At 54.0% G+C, this 13,664-nt stretch carries 11 protein-coding genes; 4 read left to right on the plus strand and 7 right to left on the minus strand.

Annotated elements, in window-relative coordinates; all coding sequences use genetic code 11:
* The first annotated feature begins 267 nt into the window (after nt 1-267).
* From IT893_RS10665 to IT893_RS10675, 3 genes are all read left to right on the plus strand, one after another.
* Nucleotides 268-966, plus strand: a complete 699-nt coding sequence (locus IT893_RS10665) for an alpha/beta hydrolase (protein ID WP_197145147.1) — start codon at nt 268-270, stop codon at nt 964-966.
* A gap of 300 nt (nt 967-1,266) precedes the next feature.
* Nucleotides 1,267-2,967: a methyl-accepting chemotaxis protein gene (locus IT893_RS10670; RefSeq protein ID WP_197145148.1), complete on the plus strand. Its 1,701-nt coding sequence runs from the start codon at nt 1,267-1,269 to the stop codon at nt 2,965-2,967.
* Nucleotides 2,968-3,220: 253 nt separating this feature from the next.
* Complete coding sequence (locus IT893_RS10675) at nt 3,221-4,921, plus strand: methyl-accepting chemotaxis protein (protein WP_197145149.1); 1,701 nt, start codon at nt 3,221-3,223, stop codon at nt 4,919-4,921.
* A gap of 95 nt (nt 4,922-5,016) precedes the next feature.
* On the opposite strand, the gene IT893_RS10680 is transcribed toward IT893_RS10675, so the two are convergent.
* From IT893_RS10680 to IT893_RS10710, 7 genes are all read right to left on the minus strand, one after another.
* A complete protein-coding gene (locus tag IT893_RS10680) occupies nt 5,017-5,595 on the minus strand; it encodes a YceI family protein (protein WP_197145150.1) in 579 nt (192 codons plus the stop codon).
* Nucleotide 5,596: 1 nt separating this feature from the next.
* Complete coding sequence (locus IT893_RS10685) at nt 5,597-6,151, minus strand: cytochrome b (protein WP_197145151.1); 555 nt, start codon at nt 6,149-6,151, stop codon at nt 5,597-5,599.
* 105 nt (nt 6,152-6,256) lie between these two features.
* Complete coding sequence (locus tag IT893_RS10690) at nt 6,257-6,850, minus strand: YceI family protein (protein WP_197145152.1); 594 nt, start codon at nt 6,848-6,850, stop codon at nt 6,257-6,259.
* A gap of 300 nt (nt 6,851-7,150) precedes the next feature.
* A complete protein-coding gene (locus IT893_RS10695) occupies nt 7,151-7,600 on the minus strand; it encodes a DUF2155 domain-containing protein (RefSeq protein WP_120224964.1) in 450 nt (149 codons plus the stop codon).
* 8 nt (nt 7,601-7,608) lie between these two features.
* A complete protein-coding gene (locus IT893_RS10700) occupies nt 7,609-7,851 on the minus strand; it encodes a hypothetical protein (protein ID WP_008891461.1) in 243 nt (80 codons plus the stop codon).
* A gap of 132 nt (nt 7,852-7,983) precedes the next feature.
* Complete coding sequence (gene mlaD / locus IT893_RS10705; protein ID WP_008891460.1) at nt 7,984-8,436, minus strand: outer membrane lipid asymmetry maintenance protein MlaD; 453 nt, start codon at nt 8,434-8,436, stop codon at nt 7,984-7,986.
* A gap of 187 nt (nt 8,437-8,623) precedes the next feature.
* Entirely contained in the window at nt 8,624-8,986 is a 363-nt protein-coding gene (locus IT893_RS10710; protein WP_008891459.1) for an NADH:ubiquinone oxidoreductase subunit NDUFA12, read from the minus strand.
* A 950-nt stretch (nt 8,987-9,936) separates the two neighbouring features.
* Between IT893_RS10710 and IT893_RS10715 the strand changes: the two genes are divergently transcribed.
* Complete coding sequence (locus IT893_RS10715) at nt 9,937-13,641, plus strand: vitamin B12-dependent ribonucleotide reductase (protein ID WP_063087250.1); 3,705 nt, start codon at nt 9,937-9,939, stop codon at nt 13,639-13,641.
* The last annotated feature ends 23 nt before the right edge of the window (nt 13,642-13,664 follow it).

A 13,664-nucleotide genomic window follows, 5' to 3' on the forward strand; every position in this document is an offset into this window, starting at 1 on the left:
AACATCTGCATCTTTTAAATTAGAAAACTCAAAAAATCTATACTGAGGAATAAGCACCCAAGACCAAAACTGATGTTTTTGACATTTTACAGGATAATTTTCCCCAAACCTGCTTTTCCATCCACAAAGTTATCCACAGGTCATGACGGTTTATGGGTTTCCTGCAATCACGGCCGTCCGGGAACCTTTGGTTTTGTGACAAAAAATGCTGGTGGTCAGTCGACTGCATTGCTAAGCAGGTGCAAAGGGAAATTCAGGAAAGCACGCATGAGCACCGACACATTGTTATCTGGTCCGGTCAAACCGGCTGCCTCGGGCACCACCAAAAGCGTTGTCATCTTTCTGCATGGCTATGGCGCGGATGGAAATGACCTGATCGGTCTGGCGCCGCATCTGGCGCGCGCCCTGCCCGACACCACCTTTTATTCACCAAACGCGCCCTTCCCGTGCGAAATGTCGCCGTTCGGACGCCAGTGGTTCAGTCTGGCCGAATATGATCCCGAATTCCTGCGTCGTGCGCCGGAAACCATGTCTGGCGCCCTTGCTGCCATGGCCGAAGGTGCACGCAAAAGTGCTGCCTATGTCGATGATTTCATTGATCACGTCATGGAAACCCATGGCGTGTCTGCGGACAAGGTCGCACTGGTTGGCTTTTCGCAAGGAACCATGATGTCACTGCAAACTGCCCCCCGACGTGATAATGAAATTGCCGGCGTTGTCGGCTTTTCCGGTGCATTGCTTGGCGAACAGACTTTTGGTGCTGAAATCAAGTCCCGTCCGCCCATTGTGCTGGTCCATGGTACCGCCGATCCGGTCGTACCGATTGAGGCATCGCGTCTTGCCAAGGAAACGCTTTCTGCCAATGGCATTGAAGTCAGCCTTCATGAAAGGCCCGGCCTGCAACATGGCATTAACGAAGAAGGCCTTCGCATTGCCGCAGGATTTTTGACAAAGGTGCTTGCCTGACCCCACGGGTTTGATCCGTCGCAAGACATTTAAAAAGGACATCTGCAATGATCGCAGATGTCCTTTTTTGATTCCTGACCGAACCCTGTGTAATGCCGCTTGACTGCGTCTGCATGGGCCTATGTTGTCGCACCGCAACAGGCACAACTTTTGATTAGTTAATTTCCTCAACAGGGCTAAATATTACTATACTTTTTGACAGGTAACTGTTTTAAAATATACGCGCATCAAGGGGTAAGGAAAGGGTGCCATCCCCCTGACATCGCTGCTGAAATGGCAACATACACGGGTACAGATCACATGTTACAAAACATCAAGATCAGCAAGAAGGTCGCGAGCCTGACCTTGCTGTCACTGGTTGCACTGCTTGTAATCTCGGCATTGGAACTTTTTGCATTGCGGGAAGCCCTGCTCGAGGACCGCAAGGACAAGGTTAAGGCCACAACCACAATGCTTGTGACGGCCGCACAGTCCTATCAGGACCTGGTCGATAGCGGCGAGCTCAGTCAGGAAGAAGCCGTAACCGAATTTTACCGGGTTGCTGCGGCCTCCAAGTTCGACGATGGCACGGGTTACTTCTTTGCCTACGACAGCAAGGGCGTCAACATGATGCATGCGGCCAACCCCGCCCTTGTCGGCAAGGACCTTAGCAAACTTCAGGACCCGAGTGGCTCCTTCATCATTCAGAACATGCTGGACGTCGCCAAGGCACCGGCGGGTGGGTACTTCACCTATCTCTGGCCAAAGCCCGGCCATCCCGAAGAAGACCTTTTTGAAAAACAGTCCTTTGCCGCAACCCTGCCCTGGGGCGACGTCATCGGTACCGGCATCTATATTGATGATGTCGATGCAGCTTTCTGGGAACAGGCGATTTTCGTTCTGGTCGTCATTGCGATTGTCATTGCGATCATGCTGGCCGTTTCCTTTGCAATTGGCCGCAACATCACAGTCGGACTAAGCAAGCTTTCAAGCCGCATGACCGAAATCGCCAGTGGCAAACTTGAAGGCGAAATCGAAGGTCAGGACCGGGGCGACGAAGTTGGTGACATGGCCCGCACGGTGGTCGCCTTCCGCCAGCAGGCGCTTGAAAACCAGAAACTACAGACCCGCCAGCAAGAGCTTGAGGCACAGGCCGACAAGCAACGCCGTCAGGACATCACCGATATGGCCGACAGCCTTGAATCGCGTGTCAAAGGCTTGATCCGTTCGATCTCGGGCTCGATCACCGAGATGAAAAAAGCCACATCCTCGATGGAAGAAGCCAGCAACACCAACAGTTCTCTCTCTGCGGCTGTGGCATCTGCAACAACCCAGACCTCGACCAACGTTCAGACGGTGTCTGCCGCGACCGAGGAACTGACCGCATCCTCCGATGAAATCGCCCAGCAGATTTCCCATTCCGCCGAGATCGCCAATCAGGCCAACGAACAGGCCACCCGCACCAACCAGACCGTTACTGGTTTGGCCGATGCGGCGCAGAAGATCGGCGATGTTGCCAAGCTGATCGGTGATATTGCCGAACAGACCAACCTGCTGGCCCTGAACGCCACCATCGAGGCGGCACGTGCCGGTGATGCAGGCAAAGGCTTTGCCGTGGTCGCAAGCGAGGTCAAAAACCTTGCCAACCAGACCGCCAAGGCGACCGAGGAAATCAACCAGCAGATCCTCTCGGTTCAGAATGAAACCGGCGAAGCGGTTGAGGCGATCCGCCTGATTTCAGAAACCATCGCGCAGGTCGCCGATAGCTCAACCGCAATTGCGGCTGCTGTCGAAGAACAGCACGCCGCGATTGGCGAGATTTCGCGTAACGTTCAGCAAGCCGCTGATGGCACCAGCGAAGTCTCCCAGCGGATCGAGACCGTCAACCAAAATGCCGGTCGCGTATCGTCTGGTACCAGCCAGTTGGCCCAGTCGGCCGAAAAACTGGTCGACGAAGCAAAGTCGCTTGATGAGGCGGTTGAACACTTCCTTGCCGATCTGCGCAAACGCGCAACCGACTGATCCGCATCAACACGCAAACCATCCGAAAGGCTAGGGCAGAAATGCCCTAGCCTTTTTTGATGGCTCCGAAACTTATAAAGGACATTCAGTCAAAAACTTAAACCAATATTACCCGCCCATCAGTAAGTGCCATTTCGACGTTTCACTATCCGCACAACTACACTTTTGGCTAATCTCTCTTGCATGCAGATCAAAAGCACACCAATATATTCGTATATTTTGATCAACAAGCCGCGTCTGGCGGAGGAAACACATGCTTGGCAATCTAAAGATTGGTTACAAAATCGTCATCTTGTCTGTCATCGCGCTTGTGGGCGTCATCGTCGTTGGCGGGCTTCAGCTCTCCACTCTGCGCGATGCACTCCTTGAAGATCGCAAGGACAAGATCCGGTCCACCACCAACTACATCACTTCAATCGCGCAGTCCTATCAGGACAAGGTTGATGCTGGTCTTCTTAATCAGGAAGACGCGATCAGCCAATTCTACGAGTTGGCCGGTGCTGGCAAATATGACGGCAAGATCGGATATTTCTTTGTCTTTGCGACCAACGGCATAACCGAGATGCACGGCGCCAATCCAGCACTTGTCGGCAAAAGCCTGAACGACGCACAGGATTCCCAAGGCAATTATTTCATCCGCAATCTGATCGCGTCCGGTAACAAGGCAGGCGGCGGTTTCTCGTCCTACTACTGGCCCAAACCCGGTGAAGATGAAAAACTGACCTTCGAAAAGCTGTCCTTTGCCGAACCCCTGCCATGGGGCTCAATCATCGGTACGGGTATCTATATTGATGACGTCGATGCGGCTTTCCGTGAACAGGCAACATTTGTTGTCATCATTGGCGGTGGCATTCTGTTGATCCTGACCCTGGCCGGGCTGGCCATTGGTCGCGATATCACCGGCGGACTTAAAACCCTTTCCGCCCGGATGCGGATTATCTCGTCAGGCGATCTCGAAGGCGAAATCGAAGGCCAGGGCCGCAAGGACGAAGTCGGCGACATGGCACGCACCGTGGTCTCCTTCCGCGAGCAGGCGCTTGAAAACCGCAAGCTTCAGGAAAATCAGCGTGCGCTTGAAGAACAAGCCGAAGAAAATCAGCGTAAAGCCGTGATGGAAATGGCCGATTCTCTTGACGTCAAGGTCAAGGGTCTGATCAGTTCGATCTCCAGATCGATCAAGGACATGCAATCGGCCACCGATGAAATGCGCAGCGCAACCAACATGAACAGCGAATTGTCGGCTGCTGTTGCCTCGGCAACCACCCAGACATCAAGCAATGTTCAAACAGTCTCCGCCGCGACCGAGGAACTGTCCGCATCCTCCGATGAAATCGCCCAACAGATTGCAACCTCGGCAAATATCGCCAATCAGGCCAATGAACAGGCGACCCGCACCAACCAGACCGTCACCGGCCTGTCCGAGGCCGCCCAGCGGATCGGCGACGTCGCAAGTCTGATTGGTGACATTGCCGAACAAACCAACCTGCTGGCCCTGAACGCTACCATCGAGGCCGCCCGTGCGGGTGATGCAGGCAAGGGCTTTGCGGTTGTGGCAAGCGAAGTCAAAAACCTTGCCAACCAGACCGCCAAGGCGACCGAGGAAATCAACCAGCAGATCCTGGCTGTTCAGAACGAAACCACCGAGGCGGTTGATGCCATCCGTCTGATTTCTGAAACCATCGCCCAGGTCGCTGACAGCTCAACGGCGATTGCGGCTGCGGTCGAAGAACAGCACGCCGCCATCGGCGAGATTTCACGCAGCGTTCAGCAGGCAGCTGACGGCACGCGCGAAGTATCCGAACGCATCGAGACGGTTAACAGCAACGCTGGCAAGGTATCTTCGGGCACCAACCAGCTTGCCAGTACGGCCGAAAAACTGGTCTCCGAGGCAGTCGCCCTTGATGACGCTGTTGAGGCCTTCCTTGATAACTTGCGCAAAAGCGCAACCAAATAAACGCACACACCAAGTAATTCAGGACACGTGCAAAAAAGCCGCCCCGGAGCATCTCCGGGGCGGATTTCTTTTCGGATGGTCAAGCGTGTGCCCAGTTACGGACGCGTGGCCTCGATCTCGATTTTGATGGTCACAGCGTCACCAACCTGTGACGTGTCCTGCCATTGGCCCTGCCCGACACCAAAGTCCGTGCGGTTAATCGTCACTGTCCCTTCGGCTTCGGCTTTGTTGCCTTCGATCTCAAGATCAAACGGCAAGGTCACTTCGCGGGTGACATCACGGATCGTCAAATCAGCAACCGCTTCGTACTTGCCCGGCGCAATTTCGCTAAAGGACTTGGTGGCAAACCTCGCAGTCGGCCATTGTGCCGCATCAAACCAGTCTGGCGAGACGATTTGACTGTCACGGTCGCCATTGCTGGTATTGACCGATGCAATATCAATCAGAACCTCGACCGAGGACCCGGCAAGGTCATCGGTTGAAAAAACGATATCGGCTTCAAAGGATTCGAACTTGCCTTCAAACTCCGCACCAAGCTGGGTTCCGGTAAATTCAATTTCGCTTTCGTTGGCGTTCACCACCCATTGGTCGGCGGCCAGTGCTGCCCCGGAAAAACCGGCGATGGTCGTGGCAAGTGCCAATGCAGGCAGCATTTTGCGTTTCATCTGAAACATGTCAGTTTTCCTCGAGTTTGCCGGGCAACATACGCCGCAGTGTCGCGTCGCGATCCCAAAAATGATGTTTGAGTGCCGCCAGAAAATGAACACCGACCAGTCCGGCAACCGCCCAGGACAACAACCAGTGCACTGTGCGCAAGGTTTCAAACAGTTCCTGATTGGGCGACACAAGATTGGGCAAGGTAAACAGGCCAAAGACGCTGACAGGGAAGTTCGCGGCCGACGACATGGTCCAGCCGGTCAACGGCATGGCAAACATCAACAAATACAATCCCAGATGTCCGGCCTTTGCCGCCAGACGTTCGATCTGAAGTTTGCCAAGCTCATGCGGGCTTGGTTCACTTACGCGCCAGATAACGCGCAGGATCACCAACGCCAGAACCGTTATGCCAAGTGACTTGTGGCGCGATATCCATTCCAGCTTTTCCATCCCCAGCGGCAGGAAATCCATGTACCAGCCAATCGAAAAAACGCTGATGACAAGAAGCGCCATCACCCAGTGAAAGGTCTTGGTCACCGCGCCAAAGGCTTGCTTCGTACTGCGAATTGTCATAACCGGCTTTCCTTGCTGCCTGCCCATGTCTTGCCCGGGTCTGAAATGTGATGTGCGCCGCAGCAAATTTGCCACAGCGCACACCCGAAATCCAATAAAGCCGGATTACTTCTGCTTCAGGAATTCCGAAGAAATCTGAAGCGTTACTTCGTCACCAACGCCCGGCACGAGGAAGTCCATGCCGTAATCCGTACGGGTCACAACACCGTCTGCCGAGAAACCGACAACTTCATCACCGGTCATCGGATGGGTGCCTTCACCGCTAAGGCTAACGTCAAGAACCAGCGGCTTGGTTTCGCCAAGAAGGGTCAGGTCGCCCGTGACGGTTGCCGCATTGTCACCAACCAGCTCAACCGAGGTGCTGGTAAAGGTCGCGGTCGGGAACTCTTCAACATTGAAGAAATCGGCAGTTTTCATATGGTTATCAAGCGCCTCGACACCGCTGTCGATCTGGTTGAGATCAATCGTGATGGTAGCAGATGATGCCGACGGATTTTCGCGATCAAGGGTCAGCTCGCCGGTAACACCGTTAAAACGGCCCTGATAATCGGAGAAACCAAGATGGTTCACGATGAACAGAACACTGGTGTGGGTCGGATCCAGTTTATAGGTGTCGGCCGCCTGGGCCGAGAAAGCCGCACCGGAAAGACCGGCAACGACTGCCAGCGTTGCGCCAGCTTTTTTAATCGAGTTAAACATTTTGAATTCCCTCATGTTCACAAGGTGCAAAGGCTCATTGCACCGCAATAAATCGTGATGTGAGGATGACAGGCCTACCCTGCGCTCTCAAGCCAACGAAACCGCAACACATATTTTCGGTTTTGGAAACAATGGCAAAAACATTCGCCATATTCTTGACAATATAGTCCCAATCTCACCGAAACGGCTGGCCGCGATACCGTTGGTTTTTCGCCAATCCTGCAAAATCATGCAGCCGCACCACAAAAAAAGCTGACCACATTTGCGGTCAGCTTGTTGCCAATCTGGATATGATCGGATTTATGGCTGCTCCGGGGCGGCCTGGCCTTGCGGGGCGGATTCGCCACCGTTGGCATCGCCCTCGGCCGGATCAAGACATTCTTTCAGCCATACATCATAGACCGGATGTTCAAGGGCCGACAAACCGGGACTTGATGCGAACATCCAACCGGAAAACAGATCTTTGCGGGGTGTATTGCCATCTTCGCGAATGTCGGCAATATCAAGGAAAGTAGCACTTTCCGGCAGTTCTTCCGGGGGTGTTCGATAACACGCATCCACCCGGATTTCGAGTGTACCGAAACGCGCAACCTGCCCGACTGGCACCTCAAAGGTCGAAATGCGGGCAGTAATTTTATCCAAGCCCTGCAACTGGGCAACCGGGGCCGGGCGATAATCAAGCGCCGAAGACGCCGTTCCGATCATTGCACATGTCGAACAAATCGCGGCAATCGCAAAGGATCGTTTCATTGTGGTCTTCAGTCCTGTTCGTCGCTTTTGTTATAGGGATTATGCAGTTCGGCAACCAGATCGCGCATCACATTACGGAACTGTTCTTCGTCACAGCCCATCAGAAGCGCATCTTCAAGCGCGTCCTGCATGATCTCGCGCAGTTCGCCGAAATTGTCATTGAGAACCTTGATCTTTTCCACGCATGAAAGCGGCGAGCCATCGCTGGCCTGCCAGGTGGGAAAGTGATCAACATTTCCGGTCTTTTTCATCAACCGCTCCGACATTTGAGGCAAGGCAGGTCTCTGTTTGACTTTGACCGACGCCTTGCTGCGTTCTCTGCGTCGCACCTTGCTGTGCAATCCCGGCAAAATCATGGCCGCTTATCGCCGGCCTCTGATCAATCAATTATCGCTGTTGGTCGAAGAATAGATAACCTGACCAATAAGATCTTCAAGGTTTACCGACCCTTGGGTGAACTCAATTTCGCCACCGGCCTCGATCATGTCGATATCCCCGCCCGGCTCAAGCGAAACAAATTTGCCCCCCAGCAATCCGTCAGACGCAATCTTGGCAGAACTGTCCATCGGCAAGGCCAGATCGGACCGCACCGACATTTTGACGACTGCCATATATGTATCAGGATCAAGTTCCTGGGCGGTCACCGTTCCGACGGTAACACCTGAAACACGAACGTCATTGCCAACAACAAGACCATCTATGCGATTGAAGCTGGCCATGATTTCATAGCCTTCCACCGTACTGATCCCGGCGCGTGAATAGGAATAGGCCGCAAATCCGACCGCAACAGCGATCACGGCAGCACCGGCAATGGTTTCAATCAGTCTGTTGCTCATCGACCTTATCCGTTCTGTATCTCTTTGAGACGTATATTGTATTGCCCCGCCTCGAAAAACAACCACCCAAAAGACAACCGCCGCAAACGGGCCATCGGGAAACAGAATTCAGGCAAAACATATCGAAAACACAAACGGGCGCGAGTTGCCCCGCGCCCGCCTGTTAATGGGTATTCTTTCGGATCAATCAGCCTTCCGGCGACCAAGCCTGATAGTCACCAGTCGCCGGTGCACGCTTGCCGCCACTATATTCATGGCCCTTCGGGCGATAGGCATGCTTGGTGCCCGTCAGGTTCGGCTGGTGTTCTTTCTGCCAGTCATAACGGTCTTCGGCCTTTTCAGACAGCGGCGCATCAAGGGTGTAATGCAGCCAGGCATGCCATTCAGCCGGAACCTTGGATCCTTCGACGACACCTTTGTAAACAACCCAACGCTTGGTGCGACGACCCTTTGCCGGAGTCTTTTCGGTGTAATAGGTATTGCCGAAACGGTCTTCGCCAACGCGCTTGCCAAACAGCGCAGTATAAATACGGGTGCCGACGGTGGCCATGTTGGGTCTCTCTCCAGATCTGGTTTGTCCGCCTGCTTTACGCGATGGCGGCAAAAGGCAGTACAGCGTGTTTGGTGATACACCCTGTCAATCAAGTGACTTATATGTCGTGATGTTCGTGGAAAGTCAATGTTTCAGGGCCCCCGGCCTCAACAATCCCAAGACAATTTATATCTGTTGGCAAACCGGCTCCTCGCCCTGCCCCGCCCACGAATAAATCAGCGCCGGCCTTTGATGGAAATTTCCGTCTAAAAACAACCCACAACTGCTTGTAGGGCGACGACTCTTTGATCCATCTACATCTGGGGGCTTTGTCCACCTCCTTATCCACAATGCGCCCCATATATGTAGTAGGCTGGAAGGCTTGCTACCCCTGCCTTTTCACACAGATCCGAAACAAGAATTTCATATAAATATCAAACTGTTATCATTGGTTTTCATGCTACGAAAAACCATGTGGTGCCTAATTTTCAGCTTGGCACTGGAAATGGAATGAAAACGGCGTTAGCTTGATCAAACGTTGGGTGGGTTTAACGCGTTCCCACACAATATGTAGTCCGAGTCTTAGGACCGACACACAATCGCGCTGCGAAACAAATCGCAGTTTTCCGGGCCTTCCGGACCGATTCAGAGATTGTTAACGAGAATCCCACCAGCATCGAATCAACAAGACAGCAATTGACCCACTACATGTTGTGGTAAAAATTACTGTCAACCACAAAGATTAGTGGACTGTGGCGAAATTTTGCCATTATAGTCTTTCCCACGGACCGGATGGTTCCAAGGGGGGACCAAACCACCGAATACCCATATCTGCGGGCTCTGGAAATGCTGGAAAATATCGGCATCAGGGGCAGCGCAAGAGCATTGAGCAAACTATATAAAGTCAGGCGATGTTGGCGCATCACCAGATAGCGCCCTGTTACGTCTGATCAGAACCGGAGCAGACCATGCGGATTACCAGAAAATTCACTCAGGAAGGTGTCAGCCCTTACGCCGACATCGAATTTCGTAAGTTATCATCTGTCATCAAAAACCCGGATGGTTCCGTTGTTTTTGAGATGAATGACATCGACATGCCCGCCTCCTGGTCACAGGTCGCGAGTGACGTTCTGGCACAGAAATATTTCCGCAAGGCCGGTGTTCCGGTTGCCCTTAAACCGGTCAAGGAAAAGGACGTCCCGTCCTGGCTGTGGCGTCAGACCGCTGACACCGCCAAGCTTGACAAAATGCCGGCTGAAAAACGCTACATCAGCGAAACCAGCTCGACCCAGGTCTTTGACCGTCTGGCAGGCACCTGGACCTATTGGGGCTGGAAAGGCGGCTATTTTGACGCCGAATCCGATGCGCAGGCTTTCTTTGATGAAATGCGCTATCAGCTCTCCCACCAGATGGGTGCGCCGAACTCGCCGCAGTGGTTCAACACTGGTCTGCACTGGGCGTACGGCATTGATGGCCCGGCACAGGGTCACTCCTATGTTGATTTCAAAACCGGCGAACTGACCAAATCGGCAAGCTCGTATGAGCATCCGCAGCCGCATGCCTGCTTCATCCAGTCTGTTGCCGATGATCTCGTCAACGAAGGCGGCATCATGGACCTGTGGTCACGTGAAGCCCGTCTGTTCAAATTCGGCTCAGGTACCGGCTCTAACTTCTCCAACGTACGTGGTGGCGGTGAAAGCTTGTCTGGCGGCGGTCGTTCTTCCGGCCTGATGAGCTTCCTGAAAATTGGTGACCGTGCTGCTGGCGCCATCAAATCGGGTGGCACCACCCGTCGTGCTGCCAAAATGGTTGTCGTTGATATCGACCACCCGGACATTGAAGAATATATTGATTGGAAAGTCGTCGAAGAGCAGAAAGTTGCTGCCCTCGTCGCCGGTTCCAAACTGGCTGAAAAGCACCTGACAGCTGTTCTTGCTGCTTGCACCAACTGGGACGGTGCCGCTGACTCCGAAGATCGCTTTGTACCGCGCGCCAACCCGCAGCTCAAAGAAGCTGTCTTGGCTGCCCGCGCTGTGATGATCCCGGATTCCTATATCAACAAGATCATCGAATTCGCCCGTCAGGGCTTCACCGAAATCAGCTTCAAGACCTATGACACTGATTGGGACTCCGAGGCATACCTGACCGTTTCTGGTCAGAACTCGAACAACTCTGTTCGTGTGTCGAACGACTTCCTTCAGGCTGTTCTTGATAACGGTGACTGGGAACTGATCCGCCGTACCGATGGCAAAGTTGCCAAAACCATCTCTGCCCGCGATTTGTGGGACAAGGTCGGTGAAGCTGCCTGGGCGTGCGCAGATCCGGGCATCCAGTACGACACCACGATCAACGAATGGCACACCTGCCCGAACTCGGGTCGCATCAATGCGTCCAACCCGTGCTCGGAATACATGTTCCTTGATGACACCGCATGTAACCTTGCATCGCTGAACCTGATGAACTTCCGTTCTGATGATGGCGGCGTGGATATCGAGGCCTACGAACATGCTGTCCGTCTGTGGACGGTTGTTCTCGAAATCTCGGTTCTGATGGCACAGTTCCCGTCTGACCGTATCGCAGAACTCTCCTATCGTTACCGTACCCTTGGTCTTGGCTATGCCAACATCGGCGGCCTTTTGATGAGCATGGGCATCCCGTATGACAGCGACGAAGGCCGTGCGATTGGCGCATCCCTCACCGCGATCATGTGTGGTGTTTCCTATGCAACTTCGGCTGAAATGGCCAGCGAACAGGGTGCGTTCCCGGGTTATGCCGACAACGCGGCTGAAATGCTGCGTGTCATGCGCAACCACCGCCGTGCCGCTTATGGCGAACAGGAAGGCTACGAAGGCCTGTCGATCAATCCGGTTCCGCTGGTTGCTGCTGACAGCCCCTATGCCGATCTTCCGGTTGCCGCCCGTGCAGCCTGGGACAAGGCGGTCGAGCTTGGCGAAAAGCATGGCTATCGTAACGCCCAGACCACCGTTATCGCGCCGACCGGCACCATTGGTCTGGTCATGGATTGCGACACCACCGGTATCGAGCCTGACTTTGCCCTCGTGAAGTTCAAAAAGCTTGCTGGCGGCGGTTACTTCAAAATCATCAACCGCACCGTTCCGGTTGCGCTTGCAACGCTCGGCTATACCGAAAACCAGATCCGCGACATTGAAAAATACGCGGTTGGTCATGGCACCCTGGTTGGCTCGCCGTCCATCACCCATGATGACCTGAAAGCCAAGGGCTTTGACGACGACGCCATTGCCAAGGTTGAAGGTGCGCTGAAGAACGCATTTGATGTCAAATTCGTCTTCAACAAATACACCTTTGGCGATGATTTCTGCGTCAACCAGCTCGGTCTGGATGCCAAGGCAATCAACAGCATGGACTTTGACATGCTGGCCGCCCTCGGTTTCGATAAAAAACAGATCGAACAGGCAAACACCTATGTTTGCGGTGCGATGACCCTTGAAGGTGCCCCGCATCTGCGTGACGAAGACCTTGCTGTCTTTGATTGTGCAAACCCGTGCGGCCGTATCGGCAAGCGTTACCTGTCGGCTGAAAGCCACATCCGCATGATGGCCGCGGCTCAGCCGTTCATCTCGGGTGCGATTTCCAAAACCATCAACATGCCAAGTAGCGCAAACATCCAGGATTGCAAAGATGCTTACATGCTGTCCTGGCGTCTCGGCCTTAAGGCCAACGCGCTGTACCGTGATGGTTCGAAACTCAGCCAGCCGCTGAACTCTGCCCTGGTTGAAGAAGACGATTACGCAGATCAGCCGACCGCTGCCAAGGCAGCCCAGGCGTCAGAGCAGATCGTTGAAAAAATCATCGAACGCGTCATTCGTGGCGACCGTCGTTCCCTTCCGGGCCGCCGCAAAGGCTACACCCAGAAGGCGACCGTTGGCGGACACAAGGTTTACCTGCGCACCGGTGAATACGAAGACGGCAAGCTTGGTGAAATCTTCATCGACATGCACAAGGAAGGCGCTGCTTTCCGCTCGCTGATGAACAACTTCGCAATCGCGGTGTCCATCGGCCTGCAGTATGGCGTACCGCTCGAAGAATATGTCGAAGCCTTCACCTTCACCCGCTTCGAGCCGTCCGGCATGGTTTCTGGTAACGATGCGATCAAGATGGCAACTTCCATCCTTGATTACATGTTCCGCGAACTGGCGATCTCCTATCTTGGCCGTAACGACCTCGCCCACGTTCAGCCGTCCGACATCCTTCCGGATGCCGTTGGCGAAGGTGTCAGCGAAGGTGACCTTGGTGAAGAAGCCAAGAAAACCGGCGATCAGGCGATTGAAACCATCCGCAAGGTGGCATCAAGTGGCTTCGTGCGTCGCAACCTCTATGTGGTTGATGGTGGTGTTCAGACCGAAGAACGCGTCGTGGAAGTCAAATCCACCGGCACCGACGGTCATGGCCACAGCCACGAAACCACTGCAAGCGCGACCACCGCTGCACCGTCAGCACCGCAGAACAATGCGATCCTGACCACCAGCGAAGAAGTCATCGCCAAAACCGATGCCAAGATGGAACAGATCCGCGAAGCCCGCATGAAAGGCTACGAAGGTGATGGTTGCCCGGATTGCGGTAACTTCACTCTGGTGCGCAACGGCACCTGCCTGAAATGCGACTCTTGTGGCGCGACCACCGGTTGCTCCTAAGGGGTCTGTCCCTTCCGAACATC

The organism is Thalassospira sp. A40-3 (assembly GCF_015871485.1).
Taxonomy (GTDB): domain Bacteria; phylum Pseudomonadota; class Alphaproteobacteria; order Rhodospirillales; family Thalassospiraceae; genus Thalassospira; species Thalassospira tepidiphila.

Excerpts from the sequence above, each read along its gene's own strand:
- IT893_RS10700 (WP_008891461.1), bottom strand. The coding sequence starts at position 7,851 with ATGAAAAAGACCGGAAATGTTGATCACTTTCCCACCTGGCAGGCCAGC.
- IT893_RS10690 (WP_197145152.1), bottom strand. The coding sequence starts at position 6,850 with ATGTTTAACTCGATTAAAAAAGCTGGCGCAACGCTGGCAGTCGTTGCC.
- IT893_RS10710 (WP_008891459.1), bottom strand. The coding sequence starts at position 8,986 with ATGGCCACCGTCGGCACCCGTATTTATACTGCGCTGTTTGGCAAGCGC.
- IT893_RS10665 (WP_197145147.1), top strand. The coding sequence starts at position 268 with ATGAGCACCGACACATTGTTATCTGGTCCGGTCAAACCGGCTGCCTCG.
- IT893_RS10680 (WP_197145150.1), bottom strand. The coding sequence starts at position 5,595 with ATGTTTCAGATGAAACGCAAAATGCTGCCTGCATTGGCACTTGCCACG.
- IT893_RS10675 (WP_197145149.1), top strand. The coding sequence starts at position 3,221 with ATGCTTGGCAATCTAAAGATTGGTTACAAAATCGTCATCTTGTCTGTC.
- mlaD (WP_008891460.1), bottom strand. The coding sequence starts at position 8,436 with ATGAGCAACAGACTGATTGAAACCATTGCCGGTGCTGCCGTGATCGCT.
- IT893_RS10670 (WP_197145148.1), top strand. The coding sequence starts at position 1,267 with ATGTTACAAAACATCAAGATCAGCAAGAAGGTCGCGAGCCTGACCTTG.
- IT893_RS10695 (WP_120224964.1), bottom strand. The coding sequence starts at position 7,600 with ATGAAACGATCCTTTGCGATTGCCGCGATTTGTTCGACATGTGCAATG.
- IT893_RS10685 (WP_197145151.1), bottom strand. The coding sequence starts at position 6,151 with ATGACAATTCGCAGTACGAAGCAAGCCTTTGGCGCGGTGACCAAGACC.
- IT893_RS10715 (WP_063087250.1), top strand. The coding sequence starts at position 9,937 with ATGCGGATTACCAGAAAATTCACTCAGGAAGGTGTCAGCCCTTACGCC.